Source organism: Desulfobulbus elongatus DSM 2908, from assembly GCF_000621145.1.
Classification (GTDB): Bacteria; Desulfobacterota; Desulfobulbia; order Desulfobulbales; family Desulfobulbaceae; genus Desulfobulbus; species Desulfobulbus elongatus.
The window spans coordinates 21,390-46,608 of sequence record NZ_JHZB01000021.1 but is presented as its reverse complement, the minus strand read 5'-3'; the positions used below and the strand labels follow the sequence as shown (position 1 = coordinate 46,608).

Annotated in this window: 21 protein-coding genes; all 21 read left to right on the top strand. The window is 65.6% G+C overall.

Annotated elements, in window-relative coordinates; translation table 11 throughout:
• Nucleotides 1-1,518, top strand: coding sequence for a CCA tRNA nucleotidyltransferase (locus Q362_RS20345; protein ID WP_051554184.1), 1,518 nt, complete (start codon nt 1-3; stop codon nt 1,516-1,518).
• Nucleotides 1,519-1,523: 5 nt separating this feature from the next.
• On the top strand, nt 1,524-2,126 hold the full coding sequence (locus Q362_RS0111480) for an SAM-dependent methyltransferase (protein ID WP_028318811.1): 603 nt from the start codon (nt 1,524-1,526) through the stop codon (nt 2,124-2,126).
• A 38-nt stretch (nt 2,127-2,164) separates the two neighbouring features.
• Nucleotides 2,165-2,914: a YebC/PmpR family DNA-binding transcriptional regulator gene (locus Q362_RS0111475; protein WP_028318810.1), complete on the top strand. Its 750-nt coding sequence runs from the start codon at nt 2,165-2,167 to the stop codon at nt 2,912-2,914.
• 22 nt (nt 2,915-2,936) lie between these two features.
• On the top strand, nt 2,937-3,431 hold the full coding sequence (gene ruvC, locus Q362_RS0111470; protein WP_028318809.1) for a crossover junction endodeoxyribonuclease RuvC: 495 nt from the start codon (nt 2,937-2,939) through the stop codon (nt 3,429-3,431).
• Nucleotides 3,432-3,479: 48 nt separating this feature from the next.
• Nucleotides 3,480-4,109: a Holliday junction branch migration protein RuvA gene (ruvA, locus tag Q362_RS0111465; protein WP_028318808.1), complete on the top strand. Its 630-nt coding sequence runs from the start codon at nt 3,480-3,482 to the stop codon at nt 4,107-4,109.
• Between the two features lie 27 nt (nt 4,110-4,136).
• The gene (ruvB, locus tag Q362_RS0111460) at nt 4,137-5,204 is read left to right on the top strand and encodes a Holliday junction branch migration DNA helicase RuvB (protein ID WP_028318807.1); all 1,068 of its coding nucleotides are present in this window, start codon (nt 4,137-4,139) and stop codon (nt 5,202-5,204) included.
• Between the two features lie 328 nt (nt 5,205-5,532).
• Nucleotides 5,533-5,985: a division/cell wall cluster transcriptional repressor MraZ gene (mraZ, locus tag Q362_RS0111455; protein ID WP_028318806.1), complete on the top strand. Its 453-nt coding sequence runs from the start codon at nt 5,533-5,535 to the stop codon at nt 5,983-5,985.
• Between the two features lie 13 nt (nt 5,986-5,998).
• Nucleotides 5,999-6,892: a 16S rRNA (cytosine(1402)-N(4))-methyltransferase RsmH gene (rsmH, locus tag Q362_RS0111450; RefSeq protein ID WP_035216485.1), complete on the top strand. Its 894-nt coding sequence runs from the start codon at nt 5,999-6,001 to the stop codon at nt 6,890-6,892.
• Between the two features lie 55 nt (nt 6,893-6,947).
• A complete protein-coding gene (locus Q362_RS0111445) occupies nt 6,948-7,310 on the top strand; it encodes a hypothetical protein (RefSeq protein WP_157470049.1) in 363 nt (120 codons plus the stop codon).
• Nucleotides 7,311-7,317: 7 nt separating this feature from the next.
• Nucleotides 7,318-9,141, top strand: a complete 1,824-nt coding sequence (locus Q362_RS0111440; RefSeq protein ID WP_084312621.1) for a hypothetical protein — start codon at nt 7,318-7,320, stop codon at nt 9,139-9,141.
• Nucleotides 9,142-9,154: 13 nt separating this feature from the next.
• Nucleotides 9,155-12,172 (top strand): UDP-N-acetylmuramoyl-L-alanyl-D-glutamate--2,6-diaminopimelate ligase, encoded by a 3,018-nt coding sequence (locus Q362_RS20340; RefSeq protein WP_035216484.1) that lies wholly within the window; start codon nt 9,155-9,157, stop codon nt 12,170-12,172.
• 9 nt (nt 12,173-12,181) lie between these two features.
• Entirely contained in the window at nt 12,182-13,261 is a 1,080-nt protein-coding gene (mraY, locus tag Q362_RS0111430; protein ID WP_028318802.1) for a phospho-N-acetylmuramoyl-pentapeptide-transferase, read from the top strand.
• 3 nt (nt 13,262-13,264) lie between these two features.
• Complete coding sequence (gene murD, locus Q362_RS0111425) at nt 13,265-14,644, top strand: UDP-N-acetylmuramoyl-L-alanine--D-glutamate ligase (protein ID WP_028318801.1); 1,380 nt, start codon at nt 13,265-13,267, stop codon at nt 14,642-14,644.
• A gap of 111 nt (nt 14,645-14,755) precedes the next feature.
• A complete protein-coding gene (murG, locus tag Q362_RS0111420; RefSeq protein WP_028318800.1) occupies nt 14,756-15,847 on the top strand; it encodes an undecaprenyldiphospho-muramoylpentapeptide beta-N-acetylglucosaminyltransferase in 1,092 nt (363 codons plus the stop codon).
• A 27-nt stretch (nt 15,848-15,874) separates the two neighbouring features.
• Nucleotides 15,875-17,278 (top strand): UDP-N-acetylmuramate--L-alanine ligase, encoded by a 1,404-nt coding sequence (gene murC, locus Q362_RS0111415; RefSeq protein WP_028318799.1) that lies wholly within the window; start codon nt 15,875-15,877, stop codon nt 17,276-17,278.
• A gap of 3 nt (nt 17,279-17,281) precedes the next feature.
• Nucleotides 17,282-18,199 carry a UDP-N-acetylmuramate dehydrogenase gene (gene murB, locus Q362_RS0111410; protein ID WP_028318798.1) on the top strand — a complete coding sequence of 306 codons (918 nt, stop codon included), beginning with the start codon at nt 17,282-17,284 and terminating at the stop codon, nt 18,197-18,199.
• A gap of 19 nt (nt 18,200-18,218) precedes the next feature.
• Nucleotides 18,219-19,163, top strand: a complete 945-nt coding sequence (locus Q362_RS20335; RefSeq protein WP_084312619.1) for a cell division protein FtsQ/DivIB — start codon at nt 18,219-18,221, stop codon at nt 19,161-19,163.
• Nucleotides 19,156-20,391, top strand: coding sequence for a cell division protein FtsA (ftsA, locus tag Q362_RS0111400; RefSeq protein WP_028318797.1), 1,236 nt, complete (start codon nt 19,156-19,158; stop codon nt 20,389-20,391). The genes Q362_RS20335 and ftsA overlap by 8 nt, the downstream gene beginning before the upstream one ends.
• An 86-nt stretch (nt 20,392-20,477) precedes the next feature.
• Nucleotides 20,478-21,692 (top strand): cell division protein FtsZ, encoded by a 1,215-nt coding sequence (gene ftsZ, locus Q362_RS0111395; RefSeq protein WP_028318796.1) that lies wholly within the window; start codon nt 20,478-20,480, stop codon nt 21,690-21,692.
• Between the two features lie 146 nt (nt 21,693-21,838).
• On the top strand, nt 21,839-23,590 hold the full coding sequence (locus Q362_RS0111390) for a radical SAM protein (RefSeq protein ID WP_028318795.1): 1,752 nt from the start codon (nt 21,839-21,841) through the stop codon (nt 23,588-23,590).
• Nucleotides 23,577-25,202 (top strand): sensor histidine kinase, encoded by a 1,626-nt coding sequence (locus Q362_RS0111385; protein WP_084312617.1) that lies wholly within the window; start codon nt 23,577-23,579, stop codon nt 25,200-25,202. The genes Q362_RS0111390 and Q362_RS0111385 overlap by 14 nt, the downstream gene beginning before the upstream one ends.
• Nucleotides 25,203-25,219: the final 17 nt, after the last annotated feature.

Sequence of the window (25,219 nt, the reverse complement as noted above, 5' to 3'; positions counted from 1 at the left end):
ATGATGGAGATTGCCGAAAATATCAGGGTCCGGCAGGTGCTGGCCCTGCTGCCGGACTGGCTGCGGGGCGCGCTGGCCGCGATCCGGGCGGAGTCGGGGGGCGAGCTCTATCTGGCCGGCGGCGTGGTGCGCGATCTGCTGCTGAACCAGCAGCCGGCGGATATCGACCTGACCGTGGCGGCTGGGGCCCGGACCTGGGCCGAGCGGCTGGCCGCGCTCACCGGCGGCGCCCTGGTGCCCCTCGGCCGGCAGGAGGATGCCGCCCGGGTGGTCAGCCAAGGGGTGACCGTTGATATCGCCTCCTTCCGCGAGGGAGCGCGGACCATTGTCGACGACCTGGTCCGGCGCGACCTGACCGTCAATGCCCTGGCCTGCCGGATCGATTCGCTCCTTACCGATTCGCGGCCGGACGAGACGGCCCTGGTGCCGGTGCTCGATCCCACCGGCGGCCGGGACGATCTCCGCTGCGGCCTGGTCCGGGCGGCCGGGGCCGAGAGTTTCCGCGACGATCCCCTGCGGCTCTTGCGGGTTTTTCGGTTCGCCGCCATCCTGGGTTTTGCGGTCGAGGCCGAAACCCTGGCCCTGGCGGGCCGCCAAGCCGGTTTGATCACCAGAGTCGCGCCCGAGCGGATCGCCCACGAACTGGACCTGATCATGGCCACGGCCGCCGCTCCAGCCATGGTGGAGGCGATGGCCGCCAGCACCCTTTTGTGGGCGATCATCCCGGAACTGGCCGCCGGCATCGGCATGGCCCAGCCCAAGAGCCACCACCTCGACGTCTGGGGGCACAGCCTGGAAGCCCTGCGCCAGATGGAGCGGATTCTCGCCGCGCCGGTCGCATTCTTTCCCGGCTCCGGCGAGGCGATGGCCGCGTATCTGCGCGGCCCCGAGCGGCGGCTGCGGCTGCAATGGGCCGCCCTGCTCCACGACCTCGGCAAGCCGGTCACCCAGGGCGTGCGCGAAGACAAGGGAGGGCGCATCACCTTCTACAACCACGATCTGATCGGTGCCCAAATGTTCGCCGAGCTGGCCCTGCGGCTGCGCTGGAGCAACGAGGCCCGCGAGCAGGTGGGGCGGCTGATCGAAGGACACATGCGTCCTTTTCATCTCGCCAATGTCGCGCGGACCGGCCGGCTGACCCTGCGGGCCGCCATCCGGATGCTCCGGGCCGCCGGCGACGACCTGGAGGGGCTCTTCCTGCTCGCCATGGCGGACAGTCTGGCTGGCCGGGGCGTGGCGCGGGTCGAGAATATGGAAGGGGAACTGGCCGGACTGTACCGGCATCTGGCGCAGGTGCGCGCCGAACGTGTGGTGCCGGTACGATCCGCCCCGCCGCTTCTGACCGGCAGGGACCTGATCGACCATCTGCATCTGCCGCCGGGGCCGCTGTTCAAGCGGATTCTCGCCGCCGTCGAGGAGGCGCGCATGACCGGCGAGGTGCATGATGCCGAGGGCGCCCTGCGGCTGGCGACCACAATGGCGGCGCAGGAGCGTGCCGCCGCAAACCCGCCGAGGTAGCGACCATGCGAAAAATTCAGGATTATTACTTCAAGAAGGCGAAGCAGGACAACTATCCGGCGCGGTCGGTCTACAAGCTCGAGGAGGCGCAGCAGAAATACAGGTTCCTCAAGCCCGGCCAGCGGGTGCTCGACCTCGGCTGCCATCCCGGCAGCTGGAGCCTGTATGCCGCCGGCATCGTCGGCGAGGGCGGGCTGGTGGTGGCGGCCGATCTCCAGCGTACCGATATCGCGGTGCAAAAACCCCATGCCGAAATCCACTGGCTCTGTTATGATGTCACCTCTCGGGAGTTCGTCGAGCACCTGCGGCAGCACTGGCCGGGTTTCCATGTGGTTCTGAGCGACATGGCGCCCCGCACCACCGGCAGTCAGTATGCCGATCATCAGCAGTCGCTCCGCCTGGCGCGGCGCGTGCTCGAACTGGCCGCTCTGTTTCTGCATGAAAACGGCACCTTGTACTGCAAGGTCTTTCAGGGCGAGGACTTTCCCGAATTCCTCAAGGAATGCAAACCGCTGTTTGCGACCGTCAAGGTGGTGAAGCCCAAAAGTTCACGCCTGGAGAGCCGGGAGGTCTTTGTGCTGGGCCGGGGGTTCCGCCGGACGGGATGAATTGTTCAGCAACTCGATGAGAAGAAAGGAGTCGGACCGTGTCGGGACATTCGAAATGGAGCACGATCAAGCGCAAGAAAGGGGCCAATGACGCCAAGCGCGGCAAGATTTTTACCAAACTGATCAAGGAGATCACCATCGCCGCCCGGATGGGCGGCGGCGATCCGGAAGGCAATCCGCGCCTGCGGAGCGCCGTTGTCGCGGCCAAGGGCGAGAACATGCCCAAGGAGAATATTGACCGGGCCATCAAGAAGGGGACCGGCGATCTGGGCGGCGCGATCTACGAGGAAATCATGTATGAGGGCTACGGCCCCGGCGGGGTGGCGGTCCTAGTAGAGGCCATGACCGACAACAAGAACCGGACCGTGGCCGATGTTCGGCACTATTTCGCCAAAAGCGGCGGCAACCTCGGCGAATTCGGCTGCGTGGCCTGGATGTTCGACAAGAAGGGGACCCTGTCGGTGGCCAAGGGGTGCGTGGCCGAGGACGAACTGATGGACCTGGCCCTGGAAGCCGGCGCCGAGGACGTGGTCGAGGAGGAGGACAGCTACCAGATCGTTACCGCGCCCGAAGCCTTTAACGATGTGGTGGAGCAGTTGGAAAAGAGCGGGATCGCATTTTCCGATGCCGGCCTCTCCATGGTGCCCAAGAACAGCATCGAGGTCACCGACGAGAAGACGGCCAAATCGCTTTTGCGCCTGCTCGAGAATCTCGAGGATCACGACGACGTCCAAAAGGTGCACGCCAACTTCGACATCGCCGACGAGCTGATGGAGCAGTTGTCGTAAGGAACGGCTGACGCGTCCGAGGATGCGCATCCTAGGCATCGATCCCGGCTCGCGGATCACCGGATACGGAGTGATCGCCGTCCGTGGCCATGACCTTGGCTTTATCGCCTGCGGCACCATCCGCACCGCTCGGGAAAGCGATTTCTCCCGGCGGCTGCTGACCATTTTTCAGGACCTGTGCGAGGTGATCGGCGCCCATAGGCCGGAGGTGGCGGCGGTCGAGGACATGTTCGTCGACCGCAATCCGCGCTCGGCCCTCAAGCTCGGCCAGGCGCGGGGCGCGGCCGTGGTGGCGGCCCTGCACAACGGGCTCGCGGTCCACGATTATCCCGCCCGCGTGGTGAAGCAGTCGGTGGCCGGGTACGGCCAGGCCGAAAAGAGCCAGGTGCAGCAGATGGTCCGCACCCTGCTGGGGCTGGACGCGGTGCCGTCCAAGGACGCCGCCGACGCCCTGGCCGTGGCCATCTGCCATGCGCACCACCTGGCCGTGCACCGCGCTCCCGCCTTTCGACTCTGAACCGCATCAACCGTTTCTGCCAACCATGCTCCCCCTTAGCTGCCGCCGATGATTGCCTCGCTCAGTGGATTGGTTCTCGTCAAAAGTCCGAACGCCGTCATTGTCGATGTCGGCGGGGTGGGGTATGAGGCCTTCATCTCCGGCCGGACCTACGATGCCCTGCCCGAAACCGGCCATGCCTGTTTTCTCCATGTGCAGACGGTGGTGCGCGAGGACGCCATCCACCTGTTCGGATTCCACGCAAAGGAGGAGAAGGAGCTTTTCCTGCTCCTGATCGCGGTTGCCGGCATCGGCCCGCGCCTGGCCCTGACCGTGCTTTCGGGGATCGGGGTCGACGAGTTGTGCCGGGCGATCACCGGCAAGGACGTGGTGCGGCTGACCGCCCTGCCCGGCATCGGCAAGAAGACGGCGCAGCGGATCTGCGTCGAATTGGCGGAGAAGGTCGGCGGGCTCGGCGGATTTTCTGCGGACGAGGGCGGACCGAGGGCAACATCGATTCCGGCCGGCGAAGCCGACGCCATGGCCGATGCGGTATCGGCCCTGATCAACCTCGGCTATTCCCAGGCCACGGCCTGGCAGGCGCTGCGCGCGGTCGAGCAGCAGCTTGCCGAAGGATCGGCGCCGCTTGCGGTCGAGGAACTGCTCCGCCAGGCCCTGCGCTCCCTGGCGGCGCGGTAAGGGCCGGCGGCGGGGCAGGAGAGGGCGATGAAACACGAGGAACAGCTGACCGGCAAACGGCTCGTCGCCGGCGGACCGCTGGCCGAGGACCTGCAAACGGGTGTCGAGATCCGGCCGCGCAGCCTGGACGAGTATATCGGCCAGGACCAGGTCAAGCAGAGCCTGCGGGTCTTCATCCAGGCGGCCCGGCAGCGGGGCGAACCGCTGGACCATGTGTTGTTCCACGGTTTCCCCGGCTTGGGCAAGACCACGCTCGCCTACATCATCGCCAACGAAATGGGCGCCGGGATCAAGGTGACCTCCGGCCCGGTCATCGAGCGGCCCGGCGATCTGGCGGCCATCCTCACCAGCCTCCAGGCCGGCGACGTGCTCTTCATCGACGAAATCCACCGGCTCAACCATGTGGTCGAAGAGATCCTCTATCCGGCCATGGAGGATTTCCAGCTCGACCTGGTGATCGGCCAAGGGCCCGGCGCCCGGTCGGTGAAGATGGATCTGCCCCGGTTTACCCTGGTGGGCGCCACCACCCGCACCGGCCTGCTGACCCCGCCGCTGCGGGACCGGTTCGGCGTGGTCCTCCGGCTCGACTATTACAGCCCCGAACAGCTGGTGACCATCATCCAGCGGACGGCCAGGGTGTTCAACATCGGCATCGACGCCGAAGGCGCCATGGAGCTGGGCCGGCGTTCGCGGGGCACGCCCCGCATCGCCAACCGGCTGTTGCGGCGGGTCCGCGATTTTTCCGAAGTGGGCGGCCACGCGGTCATCTCCCGCAAGGTGGCCGACGAGGCCCTGACCCTGCTCAACGTCGACCCGCTCGGTCTCGACGAGATGGATCGGCGGATTCTCCTGACCCTGATGGAAAAATTCCAGGGCGGCCCCATCGGGCTGGAAACCTTGTCAACTGCGGTGTGCGAGGAAAAGAACACCCTCGAAGACGTGTATGAGCCCTTTCTCATCCAGTCCGGTTTTCTGATCCGGACCCCCCGAGGCCGCATGGCCACTGTGGCCGCCTACGAGCATTTCGGCCTGCCGGTCCGCGCCGGCACCCTGCAGCAGCCCGGCCTGTTCGACGATTCCGACAAGAGAAGCTGAGTCCTTCCGCTTCGTTGCGTCCACTTTCCTTCTGTTTTTCCTGAGTTACGCCTCTGTTGCTTTCCTTTTTTGACGGGACGATGTAGCCGTGATGCCGGCGACGACCCCGTCGCCCTGCCGTCTGATATCGTTTTGTTCTTTCTTTGTTCTTGCCAATGGCGGTGCCGGATGAATCAACGCGTGCGACATCGTTATCTTCACGTATTTTTTCTTGACTCTCGTGGTTGGTTCGTTTACAAATGAGCCATGAGGTGGCGGAAAGTGGTTTAAAGAGGTTGAAAGTGGCGGGATGGCCTGCCTGGGGACGGGTAAAAGGGAATAAAGCGCTGTGCAGCGATTTCGGAGTCACTCGGAACATACCCTCGATCCTAAAGGGCGGCTGAATATACCGACCCGGTTCCGCGACGTGCTGCGGGAGCAGTACAACTCCGAAATGCTGATCGTCACCCATTGGGACAAAAATCTGCGGGCGTACCCGGTCGCCGAGTGGGAAGCCCTGGAAGAAAAGCTGCTCGCTCAGGAAGAGGGGCAGCCGGATTTCGACGAACTGGTCCGCTACATCATTGCCGGCGTGAACGAATGCCAGGTGGACAAGCAGGGGCGTATTCTGCTGCCGCCGACGCTGAGAAGCGAAATGGGGATCGACAAGGATGTGGCGGTGGTCGGCATGCTCCGGCATTTCGAGATCTGGGATAAAAAACTCTGGGACGAGGAAGCCAGCAAGACCCGGCAGAATTTCGGCAATTACAGGGCAGGGCTCGCCAAGCTGGGCATCATGTAGGCCGGGGAGACGGATGTCGCACGGTCAAAATGGCGCGCATGTCCCGGTCCTGCGAGATGAAGTGGTCGAGTGGCTCATGCCGCGACCAGGGGGCGTGTACGTGGACGGCACCCTCGGTCTGGGCGGACATGCCGGGGCGATCCTGGAACGCACGGCGCCCGACGGCCGGTTGATCGGTTTCGAGTGGGATGAAGACGCGGCGGCCATGGCCGCGGATCGACTGGCCCGGTTTGGCGGGCGGCTTACTCTGGTGCAGGCCTCCTATGCCGATCTGGTTCCGGAACTCGACCGGCTGGGAATCAAGGGTGTCGATGGCTTGGTCGTCGATCTCGGCGTTTCCTCGCTGCAACTGGACCGGATAGAGCGGGGGTTCAGTTTTCGGGGCGACGGCGCGCTCGATATGCGCATGGATCGCTCCAGATCGGTGACGGCGGCCACATTGGTCGCCGAGCTGTCCGAGGAACAACTGGCCGATCTTTTCTATCACTACGGCGAGGAGCGGCAGGCGCGACGGATCGCCCGGTTCCTCGTCGCGGCCAGGCAGGAAGAGCCGGTAGCGACCACCGGCCGGCTGGCGGCCATCGTGGCCGCGGCGGTGCCGCGGAAATATCATCCGTCGAAGGTGCATGTGGCCACCAAGGTGTTTCAGGCCCTGCGGATAGCGGTGAACGGGGAACTGGACAATCTGACCCGGTTGCTGGCCACGGCGCCGGCGGTGTTGAAACCGGGGGCCAGAATCTGCATTATCACGTTCCAGTCCCTGGAGGACCGGATCGTGAAGCAGTCGTTTCTGCACAATCCGGCCTACCAGGTGGTCAGCCGTCGGCCGATCGGGCCGTCGGCCGGGGAAATCGAGCACAACCCGAGGGCACGCAGCGCCAAGCTCAGGGTCGCGGCGAGAGCGTGACGGATCTCCGAAACCTGTTTCGGGGGAAAGGCAAGGAAAAGCAGGAGGATCGGAAATGTCGCCGAACGTACGTGTCCGGGCATACAGGCCCCGTCAGTTGGCGCTGTCGAAGGCGAAGGCCCGCCAGCGGTCGTGGATTGCATTCCGTGTTCCGGGAGAGCAGGGTAAAATGCTGGCCGCCATGGCAGGAGTGGCCCTGGTGCTCGGTTTGGCCCTGACCCAGGTTTTCCATGGACAGGTGGTGGACATGCAGGCCGCAGCCGAACAGTTGCGGGCCAGAAACACGGCCATCGCCAACGAAAATGTCCGGTTGCTGGCGGCACGGGCTCAGGTGGCCTCGAAAACGCAAATCGCGTCGTTGGCCAAAACCAGGCTGAAACTGTTCGAGCCTGACCAAGGACAGGTGCGTCGGATGTAGTTTGGCGATGACAAAATCCCTCAGGTCCAGAAAGAATAAAAAACGATGGTTTTTTCCCTTCCTTCTTTTGGTTATTTTGCTGACAGCAGCTGGCACCGTTCTGTATAGAATCCATCCCTCCCTCCAGGATATCGGCAGGATACTACAGTCTGCTGTCGGCAAAATTTCCTCTCGTTCAGCGGGCCAATCGCCCGCTGAACCTGTTTTAAGGGGCACTGTGTATGACAGAAGGTGGCGGGAGATGGCGGTCTCCTATCGGCTGTATGCCCTCCAGGTCAATCCCGCCGAAATCGGTGACCGGCATGAGATTGCGCAGCAGTTGGCCCAGTTCGTCGACGAGCGACCGGAGCGGCTGGAAGCGCGGTTGAAGAATACGCAGGATTCCATGCTGCTGGCCGAGGACGTCGACGAGAAGCAGGCGGAAGAGATCAATGGCCTGCACCTCAGGGGGGTGACGTGCAAATCCGAGGAGGTCCGGTTCTATCCCGGACACACCGCCGCTTCCCATGTGCTGGGTTTCATGGGAGACGGCGTCGGCCTCGCGGGAGTGGAGGGAAAATACGATACCGTGCTGCAGGGCGGCGGTTTCCGCAAACCCAACATCCCGGACATCGATTTCCAGGGCCAGCAAAGCCTGGGAACCGCCGGCGCCGACCTGATGCTGACCCTGGACATGGAACTGCAGAAGCAGGTGGAAAACCGGTTTCGCGGCTACCTCGCCGCCCAGGGGACGGACAAGGGCATGGGCATGGTGATCGAACCGGGAAGCGGCCGGATCCTGGCCCTGGTCAACCAGCCCTCCTTCAACCCCAATTATTTCTGGAAGGCCAGCGAAAGCAACCGGATCAACCGCATGTACAACCACGTGCTCAACAAGGAGCTGATCCGACCCATCCTGGCCAGGGCCGCCGCCATCGAGCGGGAAGGACTGGACGGCCCGGCCTTGCTGCCGCCCACGGTGGCTGCGCCCAACTACGGTTTTTCAGGGGAAAAGCTCGACACCTTCGAGCAGCAGATCCAGCTCTACGGTTCGGTGTTCGGCAACTGGGAATCGGGGCCTGGCGCACCGGAACAGGGTGAAGCCGAACCGGTGGTCACCGGCGTGCAGGTGGGGGTCACCCTGGCGAGCCTGGTCAACGGCGGCTGGCGGATCACGCCTTATGTGGTCGATTCGCTTTACGATCGCAGGACGGGCAAACGCTATCTGCGCAATGACGACGCCACGGAAAAGATCCACATTCTCGATCCGGCCCTGGGCGTGAAGATCCGGCGCGACCTGTTCACCAACTGGCTCCTGGAGCAGGAAAACCTGGTCGCCTTCACCGCCGACTATACCCAGATGCGGCGGGAGAAGCATTTTTCCCGTTTCTCCATCCAGGAGCTGTTCGCCGGATTCATTCCGGCCAGACAGCCGAAATTCCTGCTGCTGATGGCGATCGAGCAGGATCACCTTTATCCGAAAATCAAGGAGAAGGGGAACGGTCTGGCCGCCCTGGAGAGCATGGGCAAGGAATTGCTCGCCGGTTTTGTCAAAAATAACTCGACAGAGGCCGTGGCGGCAACGCCTCCGGAGCGGAGCAAGGAGAACCTGCGGCAGTTCTTCATCAGTAAACGGCTGAATGTCCGGGAGACCCCGGGCAGGATCAGCGAGCCGGTCGGCGTCATGCCGCAGATGCGGGGGATGAGTCTGCGCAAGGGATTGCAGCAGATCGACCGGTACAAGATGAAAGTCCGGATCAACGGCAGCGGCCGGATCGTCGCCCAGTACCCGCTGCCGGGGCAGCCGTTGCTCGGGATTGACGAATGCATGCTCACGCTGGATTCCAAATGAGTGGGGCAAGACGATGAGCACCCTGGCAGAACTTCTTGAGAGCGTTCCTTCCTCGGATGCAGGGGGCGTGCCGCCGGCCGTCCTGGCAAGGGAAGTCGCCTCGGTCACCGCCGATTCCCGGCAGGTGGTGCCCGGCAGCCTCTTCGTGGCCGTGCCCGGCGCGAAAACCGATGGCCGCCTGTTCATCGCCGATGCCGTTGCCAGGGGGTGCCTGGCGGTCGTGGTTGAAGGCCAGGATGCATGGACCGACTGTCCGGTGCCGGTACTGCGCGTCCCCGACAGTCATGCGGCTGTCAGCGAACTGGCGGCGGCCTGGCACGGGTTTCCGGCCGACGAGATGTGCCTGATCGGCATCACCGGCACCAACGGCAAGACCACCTGCAGCTGGCTGATCGAGGGGATGCTGGCGACAGCCGGCCATCGGCCCGGCGTCATCGGCACGGTCAACTACCGCTATCACGACGGCAAGGATGTCCATATCCTTCAGGCCGCGCCCCTGACCACGCCCGATCCGGTGACCCTGCAGGGATTGTTCCGCACCATGGCCGACGCCGGCGTCACCCATGTGATCATGGAAGTGTCCTCCCATGCCCTGGATCAGCAACGGCTGGGACGAACCACTTTCGATGTGGCCCTGTTCACCAATCTCAGCCGCGACCACCTCGATTATCACCGCACCATGGCCGACTACTTCGCCGCCAAGGAGCGGCTGTTCCGGCACCATCTCAAGTTCGGCGGCACAGCGGTGGTGGTGCTGGGGCCGAAGGCCGAGGGGACCGACTGGGGCGCGGCGATCTGCCAAGCGGTCGGGGGCAGGGCGACGATCCGCTGCGGCTTTGCTCCGGACTGCGAGGTGCGCGCCGAAGAGGTGCGCCAGACCGTGGAGGGGCTGCACTGCCGGCTCGAACTCAAGGGGCGGCGCCTTCCCTTTGCCTCGCCGCTGGCCGGCAGTTACAACCTGCTCAACGTCCTGGCCGCGGCCGGCGTCGGCATGGCCCTGGGCCTGTCGGCTAGGCGGGTCGGCGAGGGACTGGCTGCGGTGCCCAGCGTTCCCGGCCGGCTGGAGCGGGTGCGGCTGCCGGGAGAAAAAACAGCTTCGGGGCCGGCGGTGTTCGTCGATTACGCCCACACGCCCGACGCCCTCGACAACGTGCTGGCGACCTTGAAGGGGCTGACCGGCGGCCGTCTCATCTGCGTCTTCGGCTGCGGCGGCGACCGCGACCGCGGCAAGCGGCCGCAGATGGGGGCGATTGCCGCCCGGCACGCCGAGGTGGTGATCGTCACCTCCGACAATCCGCGCACCGAACAACCCGAGGCCATCATCGCCGAGATTGTGCCCGGCGTGGTGGCCGGCGGCTTGCAGCCGTATCCGCTGGCCGAGCTGTTCCGCGGCCCGCAGCCGCTGGCCGGCTATGCGGTGATCGGCAACCGGCGGGAGGCGATCGCCGCCGCCTGTAGCCTGGCCGCGCCCGGCGACACCATGCTCATCGCGGGCAAGGGCCACGAGAATTACCAGATCATCGGCACGACCAGACATTTCTTCGACGACGTCCTCGAGGCCACCAACGGCCTCCTGCACTGGAACGAGCGCCATCTGCTGGCCGCCACCGGCGGTCGGGTGATGGCCGGTGGCCAGCATGCCGTGCTCGGGGAAATTTCGACCGACACCCGCACCCTGAACGCCGGCGACGTGTTCGTGGCGCTTGCCGGCGAAACCTTCGACGGCCATGCCTACATCGACACCGCGGCGGCACGGGGCGCGGCCGCCGTGATCGCCGCACGGATGCCCGCCGCCTTCCGGGAAGGCGTTCTCTACATCCAGGTTGAGGACAGCCTCCGCGCCCTCGGCGATCTGGCGGCCTACCGCCGTCGCCTGCTCGACGGCGCGGTCAAGGTGGCGGCCGTCACCGGCAGTTCCGGCAAGACCACGGTCAAGGAAATGGTGGCGGCCATCTTCGCCGAAGCCCTCGCGGAGACCGGTGCCGGTGTCGAACCGCTGCTGAAGACCAAGGGGAATTTCAACAACCTGGTCGGGCTGCCGCTGACCCTCCTGCCCCTTGGGGCGGGCCACCGGCTGGCCGTCGTCGAGATGGGGATGAGCGCGCCCGGTGAGATCGCCCGGCTCGCGGCCATCGCCGATCCGGACATCGGCTGCATCAACAATGTCCACCCGGCGCATCTGCAGGGGCTGGGCAGCGTGGCCGGCGTGGCCGCGGCCAAGGGCGAGCTCTTTGCCGGCATGCGGCCCGGGGCCGTCCGGGTGGTCAACTGCGACGATCCCCAGGTGCTGGCGCAGGCGGAAAAGTCCGGCGGCAGCCGCATCGGTTTCGCGGTCACCCCGGCCGGCCGGCGGCATCGGCCCGTGGTCCGGGTCACCCGCCAGGACAATCTCGGCGACCGGGGCATGCGCTTCACCCTGCACATCGGCCCGTGGCGGCGCCGGCTCACCGTGCCGGTCTTCGGCAGCCACAATGTGAGCAACTGCGCCGCCGCCGCCGCCATCGCCCATGCCGCGGACATCGGCTCGGAGGTCATCGCCCGCGGCCTGGAACGCTATGCGCCCGCGGTGGACAAACGGCTGGCGGTCAGCGAGTTGCCCGGCGGGCTCAAGGTGGTCAACGATGCCTACAACGCCAATCCCGCCTCCATGGCCGCCGGTCTGCGTACCATCGCCGCCTTCGGTGCGGGCTGCCGCCATGTGGCCGCGCTGGGGGACATGCTCGAGCTGGGCGAGGCCTCGGCGGAACTTCATGCCGGCATCGGCGCCTTGGCGGCCGATTTGGGCTATGACCGCCTGCTGCTCACCGGCACCCAGGTCGCCCCCCTGGCCGAGGCGGCGCTCGCCGGCGGCATGCGGCCGGAGCAGGTGCTGCTTTTTCCGAATCCGCGGGCCATGGCCGAGGCCCTCTGCCGGATGCTGGCGGAAGGCAGCCTGGGGCCGGGCGACTGGCTCTTGATCAAGGGATCGCGCGGCATGCGCATGGAACAGCTCCTCGACGAACTGGAACAACGATTGCTAACGAACCAATAACGACTCCACATGTTTTACAACCTGCTTTATTCCCTGCATACCGAGCTGAGCTGGCTCAACGTTTTCCGCTACATCACCTTCCGCTCCATCGGCAGCGCGGTGACGGCCTTCCTGCTCGTGGTCATCATCGGCCCCCGCTTCATCGCCTGGTTGAAGAGAAGACAGATCGGCCAGGTGATCCGCGACGACGGGCCGGAAACCCATTTTTCCAAGAAAGGGGTGCCGACCATGGGCGGGGTCTTGATCCTCTTCGCCATGACCGCCTCGGCGCTGCTGTGGACCGACCTGCGCAGCGGCCTGGTGTGGATGCTGATCGGCATCAGCCTCTTTTTCGGCGCCATCGGTTCGGCCGACGACATCAGGAAGATCCGCAAGGGCAATTCCCGGGGATTGAGCGCCCGGGAGAAGCTGGTGCTCCAGGTGGCCGGCGCGTCGATGGTCGGTATATTTCTGCTCATGACCAAGGGATATGACGGCATCCTCAGCCTTCCCTTCATCAAAACCTTCCATCCCGATCTGGGCTGGTGGTACCTGCCGTTCGCCGTGCTGGTGATCGTGGGCGCCTCCAACGCGGTCAACCTCACCGACGGCCTCGACGGCCTGGCCTGCGGCCCCATCGTCATCACCGCTTCCACCTATCTCATCTTCTCCTATGTCGCCGGCAACGCGGTGGTCGCCAGCTATCTCCAGATTCCCTATGTGCCCGGCGCCGGCGAGGTCACCGTCTTCTGCGGCGCCATTGTCGGCGCCTGCCTGGGCTTTTTGTGGTTCAACTGCTACCCGGCGGAGATGTTCATGGGCGATGCCGGTTCCCTCTCCCTGGGCGGTACCCTGGGCGTGGTCTCGGTGATCACCAAGCAGGAGTTCCTGCTGGTGATCGTCGGCGGCATCTTCGTCATGGAGGCGCTGTCGGTCATCCTCCAGGTGGGCTATTTCAAGATGACCGGCGGCAAGCGGATTTTTCTCATGGCGCCCTTCCATCACCATTTCGAGAAGAAGGGCTGGCTGGAGCCCAAGGTGGTGGTCCGTTTCTGGATCATCTCCATCATCCTGGGGTTGATGGCCCTGGCAACCCTGAAGCTGAGATAGGCCATGCAGATCCGTGACGGCATACAGGCGGTGGTGATCGGGTTGGGGGCGGCGGGGCTGTCCACGGTGCGCTATCTGGTGGCCAGGGGGGCGCGCGTGCGGGTTTCCGACCAGCGCGGTCTCGACCGGATCGATCCGGTCACCGTGGCCTGGTTGCAGGAAAACGGCGTGGCGCTGGAGCACGGCGGCCACACCGCCGCCTTCCTCGCCGGCGCCGACATGGTCATCCCCGGTCCGGGCGTACCCCTGGACCTGCCGGTACTCCAGGCGGCCCGTGCCCAGGGGCTGCCGATTCTGGGCGAGCTGGCGCTGGCGGCCGGCCGCTATCCGGTGCCGGTGATCGCGGTGACCGGTTCCAACGGCAAGACCACGGTGACCAGCCTGATCGGCCACCTGCTGCGGGCGGCGAACCGGAGCCCCTTTGTCGGCGGCAACATCGGCACGCCGCTGCTGGACTATTTCGCCGAGCCGGGCGGCTACGATGCGGCGGTGCTGGAGTTGTCCAGCTTCCAGCTCGATCTAGCCGGCGACTTCCGGCCCGATATCGGCCTTTTGCTCAACATTTCGCCGGATCATCTCGACCGCCACGGTAGTCTCGCCGCCTACGCCGGCGCCAAGATGCAGCTATTTACGCATCAGCGGGCAGGCGACTGCGCCATCCTCGGTACCGACGATCCGATGGCCGCCGCCGCGCCGATTCGCGACGGCGTCCGGCGGTATGCCTTCGGCCGGACAGCGGCTTGCGCGGCCCGGATCGTTGCCGGAAAGGTGGAGCTGCATCTGGAACAAGACGGCGTGCGGCGCGAGGAAGTGTACGACCTCGGCCCGACCAGGCTGCATTCGTCGGTCAACCAGTTGAACGCCGCCGCGGCGATCCTGGCGGTCGCGCAACTGGGCTGCGCGGCCGAGGCCATCGCCCGCGGCTTGCGCAGTTTTGAGCCGCCGCCCCACCGCATGGCCGAGGTGGCGACCATCGCCGGCGTCCGCTTCATCAACGATTCCAAGGCCACCAACATCGGCGCCCTGGAAGCGGCGCTGGCCGGTTGCGAGGCCCCGGTGGTGCTCATTGCCGGCGGCCGCGACAAGGGCGGCGACTACACCCTGCTCCGCGAGGTGGTCGGCCGCAAGGTCAAGCATCTGGTCCTGCTGGGCGAGGCGGCCGGATTGATGCGATCGGCCCTGGAGCCGGTGGTGGCGACGGAGACGGTGGCTTCCATGGCCGAGGCGGTGCGCCGGGCCATGGCCGTGGCGACCGGTGGTGATCTGGTGCTGCTGGCGCCCGGCTGTGCCAGTTTCGACATGTTCTCCGGCTACGCGGAGCGGGGCCGGGTTTTTGCCGAGCAGGTGCTCCAACTGGGCCGGGAACGGACAACAAACGGTTGACGGCGGCATGAAGCGGATGGGGTGCATCGATCATCAAAGGAAGCGGGGCGGGGCGGCACAGCGGGTGCTGATGGCCGCATCCCGATCCACCATGCGGGGGCAGGGGAGCCGATGCGTCTGATTGTGGCCGGTGGCGGCACCGGCGGCCATCTCTTTCCCGGCATCGCCGTGGCCACGGCCGTGCGGGAGCGGCTGCCCGAATCGCGGGTGCTGTTCATCGGCACCTCGCGGCTGCTGGACCAGCAGGCTCTGGCCGGGCTCGGTTTCGAACTGGCGGCCCTGGAATGCGGCGGGGTCAAGGGGCTCGGCCCGGCCGGCCGGCTGCGCAGCCTGCTGCTGATGCCGGGGGCGGTGGCCGCGGCCCTGCGGCTGCTGCGCCGGTTTCAGCCGGACCTGGTGTTCGGCGTCGGCGGCTATGTCACCGGACCGGTCCTGCTGGCGGCCAAGCTGTTGCGGGTCCCCATCGCCATCCACGAGCAGAATTCGGTGCCGGGCATGGCCAATCGTCTGGCCGGCAGACTGGCGGACCGTGTCCTGATCTCGCTGCCGTGCACGCCGCCCTTTCCGCCGCGCAAGACCGTCCATACCGGCAATCCCCTGCGGCGGGAGATCCTGGCCGCGGCCGGCAGGGAAAAGCAGGCGGCAACCGTCCCCACGGTGCTGGTCCTCGGCGGCAGCCAGGGGGCGCACCGGGTCAATGTGCTGATGATGGCGGCGATGGAGCGATTGCAGGCGGAGCATTTTGCCGTGCGCCTGATCCACCAGACCGGCGCCGCCGACCGCGACCAGGCGGCCAACTGCTACGCCCAGCTCGGGGTCGAGGCCGAGGTGGAAGCCTTTATCCGGGACATGGCCGGGGTCTACAGCCGGGCCGATCTGGCGGTCTCCCGGGCCGGCGCCACCACCTGCGCCGAACTGGCGGCCATGGGGGTGCCCGCCCTGCTGATTCCCTATCCGTACGCGGCCGACGACCATCAGGCAACGAATGGAGAATATTACGTAAAAGGCGGCGGTTGCCGGCTGTTGCGCGAGTCCGGCTTGACCGGCGAAATTCTCGCCGGCGCCATCAGCGAGCACTTGCGCAACAGGGAAGAGTTACATACAATGGCGGCCAACATGAAGGCCATGGCCATGCCGGATGCCACGGAACGGATCGTGGACGAGTGCATCCGGCTCGCCGCGTGCCGGAGACGGCGGCAATGACCTTCTACTCATCGCTATAGGGCCTTCATGTACAGAAAGACCAAACATATCCACTTCGTCGGCATCGGCGGCATCGGCATGTCGGGCATCGCCGAGCTGCTCTTGAGCCTGGGCTACCGGGTCAGCGGTTCCGATCTGCGCGCCACCGACATCACCAGGCGGCTGGAGGAGCTGGGCGGAGTGGTGCACCAGGGCCATGAGGCGGCCTGGGCTGCCGGCGCGGACGTGGTGGTGACCTCCACCGCCATCCCGGCCGACAACCCGGAGGTGCTCGCCGCCAAGGAGGCGCACGTGCCGGTGGTGCAGCGGGCGGAGATGCTGGCCGAGCTGATGCGGCTGAAGAAATACGGCATCGCCGTGGCCGGCAGCCACGGCAAGACCTCGACCACCTCGATGGTGGCTGCCATCCTGGCCGAGGCCGGGCTCGATCCCACGGTGGTGGTCGGCGGCAAGGTGCACGGCCTGGGCAGCAACGCCAGGTTGGGCGAGGGCGAGTTTCTGGTGGCCGAGGCCGACGAGAGCGACGGCTCCTTTCTCAAGCTGTCGCCGGTGATCGAGGTGGTGACCAACATCGATCTCGAACATCTCGACTATTACCGCGACATCGAGCACATCAAGGACATGTTCCTGGCCTTCATCGACCGGCTGCCCTTCTACGGTGTGGCCGTGGTCTGCATCGACAACGACCATGTCGCCCAGATCCTTCCCCGCATCCAGAAACGCATCTTCACCTACGGCCTGACCGAACAGGCCGATCTCCAGGCCGTCAAGATCGCCACCGGCAACGGCACTTCCACCTTCACGGTGCGCGGCCGCGCAGGCGAGCTGGGCGTCATCCGCCTCAATCGGCCGGGCCGGCACCTCATCTACAACAGCCTGGCCGCGATCAGCGTCGGCCTGGAGCTGGAAATCGACTTTCCGGTGATTGCCCGCGCCCTGGAGCAATTCCAGGGGGTGCAGCGCCGGCTCCAGGTCAAGGGCGAGGCCGGCGGCGTGCTGGTGGTGGACGATTACGGCCATCATCCCACCGAGATCAGGGCCACCCTCGACGCGGTGCGCGAGGGCTGGCCGGAACGGCGGGTGGTGGTGGCCTTCCAGCCCCACCGCTACACCCGGACGCAGGGGCTGTTCGCCGATTTCGTCACCGCCTTCCGCCGCGCCGACGTGCTGGTGCTGACCGACATCTACGCCGCCAGCGAACAGCCCATCGAAGGGGTCAGTTCGGAGCGGCTGCAGGAGGCAATCAAGCAGCACGGCCAGCGGCAGACCCATTACATTCCCCAACTGGTGCAGCAGCCGCAGGCCCTGCTGCCGCTGATCGCGCCCGGTGATCTGGTGTTGACCCTGGGCGCCGGCAATATCGTCCGCGCCGGCGAGCAGTTGCTGCCCCTGCTCGCCTCGACGGGCTGCGGCCCGGCGCAGGAGGGATGAGCGATGAACAGCCGGCAGCATCTTGAACTGGCGGCGCTCTGCCGCACCGTGCGCTGGGATGTCGACATGGCGGCCTATTCGACCTTCCGCACCGGCGGCATTGTCGAGGCTCTGGCCGAAACCGGCACGGTGGCGGAACTGGCGACCCTGCTGCGCTGGCTGCACCGGGAGCGCATCCCGTGGCATGTGATCGGCGGCGGCTCCAACATCCTGGTGACCGGCCGCTATCACGAGGGCGTGTTCATCAGGCTGCGCGGCATGGCGCAGGACATTGTCCGCGAACAGGACGGCGACGCGCATCTGGTGCGGGCTTCCGCCGGATGCGGCCTGGCTGCCCTGCTGGGCTGGTGCGCCCGCGGCAATCTCGGTGGCCTGGAGTTCATGGCCGGCATTCCCGGCAGCGTCGGCGGGGCCATCCGGATGAATGCCGGCGCCTTCGGCCGCACCATCGGCGACATGCTGGCCGCGGTCCACTGTCTGAACGAACGGGGCGAAGCGGTGACGGTGGCCAGGGAGGAGGCGGTTTTCGCCTATCGTTCCACCCGCCTGCCCGGCGAGCCCCAGGTCCGGCTGCTGATCACCGGCGGGGTGTTCCGCCTTGCCGCTGCCGACGGCGGGCAGGTGACGGCGCGCTGCCGGGACATCATCGCGCAGCGGCGGGGCAAGCAACCCCAGGGGGTCGGTTCGGCCGGCTCCTTCTTCAAGAATCCGCAGGGCGATTTCGCCGGCCGCCTCATCGAACAGGCGGGATTGAAGGGACTGACCCTCGGCCGGGCGATGGTATCGCCCAAGCACGCCAATTTCATCGTCAATACCGGCGGGGCGGTGCCCGAGGATATCGTCGCTCTGATGGAGGCGGTCCGGCAAAAGGTGTTCGAGCATTCAGGCGTCCTGCTGGAACCTGAAGTGCGTATTTACTAGGCAGGGGACGTGCGGGCCGATGGCGATCTATACTCCGCGGCAGTCGTCGTCCCGTTCCCGGAAGGGAGGGGCGAAGAAGCCCGGCAAAACGGGCGGCTTGCTCGCCAGGCTGTTCCGGCGGAACAAGCGCATGCCCAAGTCGGTCCGTCCCCAGACCATGGTGGCCGGGGCCCAGCGGCTGTGGCAGTGGAAACGGCTGGCCAGAAGCACCGTCCTGGTCGGAGTGCTGCTGGTCGTTGCGGGCACGGTCCTCTGGGGGGCGACGCAGTTGCTGTTCCGGTCGACCATCTTCCGACTGACCGATATCAAGGTGACCGGAACCCGCGTCGCCACCCAGCGGCAGATTCTCGATCTCGTCGGCCTGCAGCAGGGCGGCAGCCTGCTCCGGTTTGACGCCAAGGCGGCGGTGGCCCGGATCGAGAGCCATCCCTGGGTGGAACGGGCGGAGATCACGACCAACTGGCCCTCGGCGGTGGAAATCGCCATCCGTGAACATCGGCCGTTTGCCTTGGTGAATCTGGAGGAGGCCAAGGGGCGGCGCCTGTACTATATCGACCGCTCCGGCCGCCTGTTCGCCGAGGCCGGCCAGGGCCAGGAGCTGGATTTTCCGGTGATCACCGGCGTCCGGCCCGACAAGGACATGGAGGGCGACCGGCTGGCCAAGGGCAGCCTGGCCGGTGCGGCATGCAGCCTTTTGGAGATGGCGGCCAGGGGCAACGCCATCCTGCCCATCCAGGCGGTTTCCGAGGTACATGTCGACCAGGGGCAGGGCCTCATCCTGTATCTGGTGGACCGGCCCTTTCCCGTCTACTTCGGGACGGACCGGTTCCCGTTGAAGTACGGTCGGCTGGTCAGGGTGCTGGAACAGCTGTACGCGAAGAAGCAGGTGGATGCCGTTAAAGAAATTCGAATGGATTATTTAGATGATAAAGTCTTGGTTACCGGAGTCCAAATTGATGGATGAAGAACTGGAAGAGCAGGAGCCGCGTGAGCCCGGAGAACTGGTCGCCGGCCTGGACATAGGCACGACCAAGGTCTGCGCCATGATCGGCGAGGTCTTCGACGACCGAGTGGAGGTCATCGGCGTCGGCACCGCCGCCTCGTCGGGCATGAAGAAGGGCGTGGTGGTCAACATCGAGTCCACGGTCAAGTCGATCCGCCAGGCCGTGGAGACCGCCTCGGACATGGCCGGCTGCGACATCGAGTCGGTCTATGTCGGCATCGCCGGCAACCACATCAAGGGCTTCAATTCGCCGGGCATCATCGCCATCAACAACCAGGAGATCAAGGAAAAGGACATCGAGGCCGTGATCCAGGCGGCCCAGACGGTCAAGATTTCGGACAACCAGCAGATCATCCACGTCCTGCCGCAAGAGTACATGGTGGACGACCACACCGGCATCCAGAACCCGCTGGGCATGACCGGGGTTCGCCTGGTGACCAACGTGCACATCGTCACCGCCGACGTCACTGCCCTGCACAACGTGGTCACCAGCTGCAACCGGGCCAGCCTCAACGTGGCCGAGATCGTGCTCGAATCGGTGGCCTCGTCCCTGACCGTGCTCGGCAAGGACGAAATGGAGCTGGGCGTGGCCCTGATCGACATCGGCGGCGGCACCACCGATCTGGCCATCTTCTGCAACGGCACCATCAAGCACACCTGGGAGCTGGCCCTGGGCGGCAACAACCTCACCAGCGACCTGTCCGTGGGGCTGCGCACGCCGCTCCAGGAGGCCGAGGAGTTGAAATACCTGTACGGCGGCGCCCTCTCCTCGATGATCAAGGACAACCATATCATCGAGGTGCCCACGGTCGGCGACCGCAAGCCGCGCAAGGTGTCGCAGCGGATCATGGTGGAGATTCTCGAGGCCAGGATGGAAGAGATTTTGCAAATGGTCAACAAGAACATCTGTTCCTCCGGATACCGGAACCGGATCAATGCCGGTATCGTCATCACCGGCGGCACCGCGCTGTTGGCCAACATCGTCGAGATGGCGGAGCAGATTTTCGATCTGCCGGTGCGGATCGGGTATCCCCAGGGCGTGACCGGCAAGGTCGAGGATGTCCGCTCGCCCCGGTGCACCACCGGGGTCGGGCTGGTGCTGTATGGCAGCAAGGCCAAGACCTATGTGCCGAAGGAGTCCGGCGGCATGGTCAACAAGCTGAAAAAGTGGATGAAGAATATCGTCTAATCAGACGGATTTTTCCCTTTGGTATCGCCAAGGCTCGGTGGTATATTTAGGGGAATTTTATCGGAAATTTTTCTTGGGAGAGAATCATGGCTTTCAGGATGGCCGAAGAGGAAACTGTAGCGGTAATCAAGGTGATCGGGGTCGGTGGTGGTGGCGGCAACGCCATCAACACCATGGTCGAGAGCCGGTTGGCGGGCGTGCAGTTCATCGCGGCCAATACGGATATGCAGGCCCTTGAGAAGTCCCGCGCCGACATCCGGCTGCAGTTGGGGCCGGGGATCACCAAGGGCATGGGGGCGGGCGCCGACCCGGAGATGGGCCGCGAGGCCGCCCAGGAGAGTTACGACGACCTCCAGGCCGTGCTCAAGGGGGCGGACATGGTCTTCATCACCGCCGGTCTGGGCGGCGGCACCGGCACCGGTGCGGCGCCGGTGATCGCCAAACTGAGCAAGGAGGCCGGGGCGCTCACGGTTTCCGTCGTCACCAAGCCGTTTTATTTCGAGGCGAAAAAGCGGATGCGTAACGCCGAGTCCGGCTGGGAGAAGCTGAAGGAGTTCTCCGACACCATCATCACCGTGCCCAACGACCGGCTGTTGAGCCTGATGAACAAGAACTCCACCCTGGTGGATATGATGCAGATGGTGGACCAGGTTCTCTTGCAGGCGGTCAAGGGCATCACCGACCTGATCAACCTGCCGGGGCACATCAACGTCGACTTCGCCGACCTCAAGACGGTCATGAAGGAGGTCGGGCCGGCGATCATGGGCACCGGTTCGGCGGTGGGCGACAACCGAGCCACCGAGGCGGCCAAGCGCGCTATCGACAACCAGCTGCTCGAAGACGTGGGCATCGACGGCGCCCGCGGCATCCTGATCAACATCTCGGCGGCCAAGGAGACCCTGACCATGAACGAGTTCATGGAGGCCTCGGCCCTGATCCAGGAAAAGGCCCACGACGACGCCAACATCATCATCGGCGCCCTGTTCGACGAGTCGCTGGGCGACGAGCTGCGGGTCACGGTGATCGCCACCGGCATCTCCAGCATCGAGGAACCCGAGATGTCGCAGATCGAGGTCAAACGGCCCCACCAGACGCAGTCGGTGCCGGCGGCGTCCAGCCGGTCGCGCCTGCCGCGGGTCTTCGACGAGGACCCCGCTGTTTCGGAGACCAGCCCGGTCAGCATCGCCAAGCCCAATCTGCTGCCCAAGGGCCTGCCGCGCATGCCCAAACCGATTTTCGACGATCACGATATCAACAACGAGTACGACGAGCCGGCCTATCTCCGCAAGAAAGCCAACTGAAGAGACCGGAGGCGGGCCGGTGAACGGCCGCCGGCGCCGCCATGGTTCGCGACGGGGGAATGTCCTGGGGATGTTCCCCCCGTTTTGTCTTTGGCCGGCCATGACCGGGTGATGGGCATGTCTTCTTACCTCCGTTGCACCGACCCATGACCGCCACCTCGCCGTCCCACCTCGCCGCCGAAACCGGCACGGTCCGCAAGAAATGGAAGGACCGGATCCCGGTGGCGCTGCTCTATCCGAACACCTATCCGGTGGCGGTTTCCAACCTCGGCTTGCAACTGGTGTACAGCCTGCTCAACCGCGACGAGAACGTGGTGTGCGAGCGGTTCGTCTATCCCGACGCCGGCCAGCCCCTGCGCTCGCTGGAATCCTCCCGGCCGCTGCACGATTTTCCCCTGGTTTTCGCCTCGATCAGCTTCGAGCACGACTATCCCCGCCTGGCCGCGATGCTGGCCGCGGGCGGACTGCCGCCCTATGCGGCCGACCGAGCCAGGACCGTGGGGCCCGGCAATCCCCTGGTGGTGCTGGGCGGGGTCGGCGTCTTTCTCAATCCCGAGCCCCTGGCGTCCTTCGCCGATCTGATGGTGATCGGCGAGGCCGAGCCAATCCTGGCGCCGCTCATGCAGGCCCTGGGCGACTATGCCGGCACGCCCCGCGACCGCCTGCTGCTGCGGATCGGCGCCAGCCTGCCCGGTTGCTATGTTCCGGCCTTCTATCGATTCACGTGGAAGGACGACGGCACGGTCGCGGCGATCGAGGCGCCGGCGGAACTGCCGGCGCGGGTGGCCAAGGTCGTTGCCCCGGAGATGGAACGGGCCGGCCATTCCACCCTGCTGTCGCCCGAGGCCGAGCTGGGCATGTACATGGTCGAACTGGGCCGCGGTTGCAGCCGGGGCTGCCGGTTCTGCGCCGCCGGCTTCATCTACCGGCCGCCCCGGCTCTGGACGGCCGATGCCATCCTCGGCGGGCTGGCGGAACGACCGCCGGCCGTCGACCGCATCGGCCTGTTGGGCATGGAGATGGCCAGCGGCGAGACCGTCGACCGAATCGCGGCGTATCTGCAGGAGCACGGCTGTTCCCTGTCCTTCTCGTCGCTGCGGGCGGACCGCATCTCCGACCAGACCCTGGACCTGCTCGCCGCCTCGAATCTGAAGAGCGTGGCCATCGCTGCGGACGGGGCCTCGGAGCGGCTCCGTCTTCTCATCAACAAGGGCCTGGACGAGGACGATCTTCTGGCCGCGGCCGAGCGCCTCGTGGGTGCCGGCATCTTTCACCTCAAGCTCTACGTGATGATCGGTCTGCCCACCGAGACCCGCGCCGACCTGGACGAACTGATCCGGCTGGTCGAGCGGCTCCAGGCCCGCATCCTGCCGATCGGCCGGGGCCGGGGCCGGGTGTCGACCCTGACCCTGTCGATCAACTGTTTCGTGCCCAAACCGTGGACGCCGTTTCAGTACTGTTCCTTCGGCGGTCTGGCGGCGGTCGAGGCGGGTACGGCCGACACCGCGCAGGCCCTGCTGGCGTTGCAGGAAAAAATCAGGTATCTTCGCCGGATGCTGAGCACCAAAGCCAATCTTCGCCTCAAAGTCGACCATCCCGAGCAGGCTCTGCAGCAGGCGGTCTACGCCCGTGCCGACCGGCGGATCGGCCCGGTTCTGCTCGCCGTCGGCTCCGGCCGGAGTTTCAAGCAGGCCTGCAAACAGGCCCGCCTCGATCCCCGGCAGTTCGCGGTCCGGCCCCGCGGCCGGGACGAGTTGCTGTGCTGGGAGGTGGTCGATCAGGGCATCCGGCCCGGCTATCTTTGGGAGGAATATCAACGGGCCCTGCGCGGACGAACGACCGGCCCGTGCGAACCGGCGATCTGCCGCCGCTGCGGAGTGTGCCATGCACGTCCGTAGGCGCGTCCAGGCCCCCAAGGGCAAGCGGTTCCGGCTGCCGAAACTGCCGAAATGGCCAGCCTTGCCCAAGTTGCCCCCATTGCCGGATCTGTCGCACTGGCGGCGGCTCTTCCGCCTGCCCTGGCTGAAAGGGCTGCGCCTGCGACTGCTGTCCCCGGCCGTGCTCCGGAGGTGGCGCCGGATCCGCTCCCGCGACCGCGGCAGCACGCTGCTGCCGTTCGAGTTGGTCAAGTACTTCGCCTTCGCCTCGCTGGTGCTCATCCTGATCGCCTCCTTCCTGTTGTCCTGGATGATCGCCGCCAACGCCAAGAGCGTGTTGCTCCAGCGCAGCGAGGCCTATTCCCGGCTGTTCGCCGACCATGTCAACCGTCAGGTGTTCCTGCAGTTCGTGCTGCCCACCGTGGTGCGCTACGGCAAGATCGCCCTCTCCGAGCAGGTACAGTTCGAGCGGCTGGACCAGATCGTCACCAACATCACCCGCGGCATGCGGATCGAATCGGTCACCATTTACGAGCCCCTGCAGAACAAGATCGCCTATTCCACCATCACCGAGCTGATGGGCAAGAGCGACATGGGGGGGCTGGAGTACCAGAAGGCGGCCAAGGGCGAAAGCAATTCGGTGCTGATCACCGGCGGCAGCCTGCTGAGCCTGCTGCCCGGCACCTCCGAGGTGTTCTGCACCCTGAAGACCTATGTGCCCTTCCGCCAGGAAAACAAGCTGGGCGAACGCACCGGCGAGATCATGGGGGTGATCGAGGTCGTCCAGGACCTGTCCGAGGACCTGGAAGCCATCATCATGCTCCAGGGCCGGGTGATCGTGCTGTCGCTGCTGATCATGTCCGTGCTGTTCACCATCCTCAGCCTGATCGTGGTGCGGGCCAACCGGATCATGGCCGAGCGGGCCGAGGAACGGCTGCGCCTGGAAGAGCAGTTGGGGGAGGCCCAGCGCCTCGCCACTCTGGGCAAGATGGTGGCCGCCGTCTCCCACGAGATCAAGAATCCGCTGGGCATCGTCCGTTCGACCGCCGAGATCCTCGGCAACCGGATCGGCAAGGTGGCGCCGGGCAACGAGAAACTGGCTGAGATCATCGTCCAGGAGACCTCGCGGCTGGACGGCATTGTCCGGCAGTTCCTCGATTTCGCCCGCCCCAGGGACCTGTACAAATCCTCCGGGTCCCTCAACGCCGTGGTCGAGCGGCTGCTGTCGTTCATGGAAGCCGAATTCCAGCAGAAAGGCGTGCGGGTGCACACGCGCATGGCCGAGGATCTGCCCGATATCCTCTTCGATGCCGAACAGATGTACCAGGTGCTCCTCAACATGGTGTTCAATGCCATCCAGGCCATGCCCGAAGGCGGCGACCTCTTCCTGGGAACCACCGCCCTGCCGGCGGACAAGGCGGTGATGCTCGAAGTGACCGATACCGGCCTGGGCATTCCCGAGGAGAAACTCGAACAGATCTTCACCCCCTTCTACACCGATAAAAACCGAGGGACCGGCCTGGGCCTGGCCATCGCCAAGAACATCGTCGACAAGCACCAGGGCGCCATCGAGGTGAACAGCCGGCCGGGCGAGGGCAGCACCTTCCGCGTCATCCTGCCGCTGGACGCCTAAAGGGCGCCGACCGGGAA

What these genes read in the sequence shown, in the direction of transcription:
- ftsA (WP_028318797.1), top strand. Translation starts at nt 19,156, where the DNA reads ATGGATGAAGAACTGGAAGAGCAGGAGCCGCGTGAGCCCGGAGAACTG.
- Q362_RS0111445 (WP_157470049.1), top strand. Translation starts at nt 6,948, where the DNA reads ATGTCGCCGAACGTACGTGTCCGGGCATACAGGCCCCGTCAGTTGGCG.
- Q362_RS20340 (WP_035216484.1), top strand. Translation starts at nt 9,155, where the DNA reads ATGAGCACCCTGGCAGAACTTCTTGAGAGCGTTCCTTCCTCGGATGCA.
- murG (WP_028318800.1), top strand. Translation starts at nt 14,756, where the DNA reads ATGCGTCTGATTGTGGCCGGTGGCGGCACCGGCGGCCATCTCTTTCCC.
- Q362_RS0111440 (WP_084312621.1), top strand. Translation starts at nt 7,318, where the DNA reads ATGACAAAATCCCTCAGGTCCAGAAAGAATAAAAAACGATGGTTTTTT.
- ruvB (WP_028318807.1), top strand. Translation starts at nt 4,137, where the DNA reads ATGAAACACGAGGAACAGCTGACCGGCAAACGGCTCGTCGCCGGCGGA.
- murD (WP_028318801.1), top strand. Translation starts at nt 13,265, where the DNA reads ATGCAGATCCGTGACGGCATACAGGCGGTGGTGATCGGGTTGGGGGCG.
- mraY (WP_028318802.1), top strand. Translation starts at nt 12,182, where the DNA reads ATGTTTTACAACCTGCTTTATTCCCTGCATACCGAGCTGAGCTGGCTC.
- ftsZ (WP_028318796.1), top strand. Translation starts at nt 20,478, where the DNA reads ATGGCTTTCAGGATGGCCGAAGAGGAAACTGTAGCGGTAATCAAGGTG.
- ruvC (WP_028318809.1), top strand. Translation starts at nt 2,937, where the DNA reads ATGCGCATCCTAGGCATCGATCCCGGCTCGCGGATCACCGGATACGGA.
- murB (WP_028318798.1), top strand. Translation starts at nt 17,282, where the DNA reads ATGAACAGCCGGCAGCATCTTGAACTGGCGGCGCTCTGCCGCACCGTG.
- Q362_RS0111385 (WP_084312617.1), top strand. Translation starts at nt 23,577, where the DNA reads ATGCACGTCCGTAGGCGCGTCCAGGCCCCCAAGGGCAAGCGGTTCCGG.
- Q362_RS20335 (WP_084312619.1), top strand. Translation starts at nt 18,219, where the DNA reads ATGGCGATCTATACTCCGCGGCAGTCGTCGTCCCGTTCCCGGAAGGGA.
- rsmH (WP_035216485.1), top strand. Translation starts at nt 5,999, where the DNA reads ATGTCGCACGGTCAAAATGGCGCGCATGTCCCGGTCCTGCGAGATGAA.
- Q362_RS0111390 (WP_028318795.1), top strand. Translation starts at nt 21,839, where the DNA reads ATGACCGCCACCTCGCCGTCCCACCTCGCCGCCGAAACCGGCACGGTC.
- murC (WP_028318799.1), top strand. Translation starts at nt 15,875, where the DNA reads ATGTACAGAAAGACCAAACATATCCACTTCGTCGGCATCGGCGGCATC.
- Q362_RS20345 (WP_051554184.1), top strand. Translation starts at nt 1, where the DNA reads ATGATGGAGATTGCCGAAAATATCAGGGTCCGGCAGGTGCTGGCCCTG.
- ruvA (WP_028318808.1), top strand. Translation starts at nt 3,480, where the DNA reads ATGATTGCCTCGCTCAGTGGATTGGTTCTCGTCAAAAGTCCGAACGCC.
- Q362_RS0111480 (WP_028318811.1), top strand. Translation starts at nt 1,524, where the DNA reads ATGCGAAAAATTCAGGATTATTACTTCAAGAAGGCGAAGCAGGACAAC.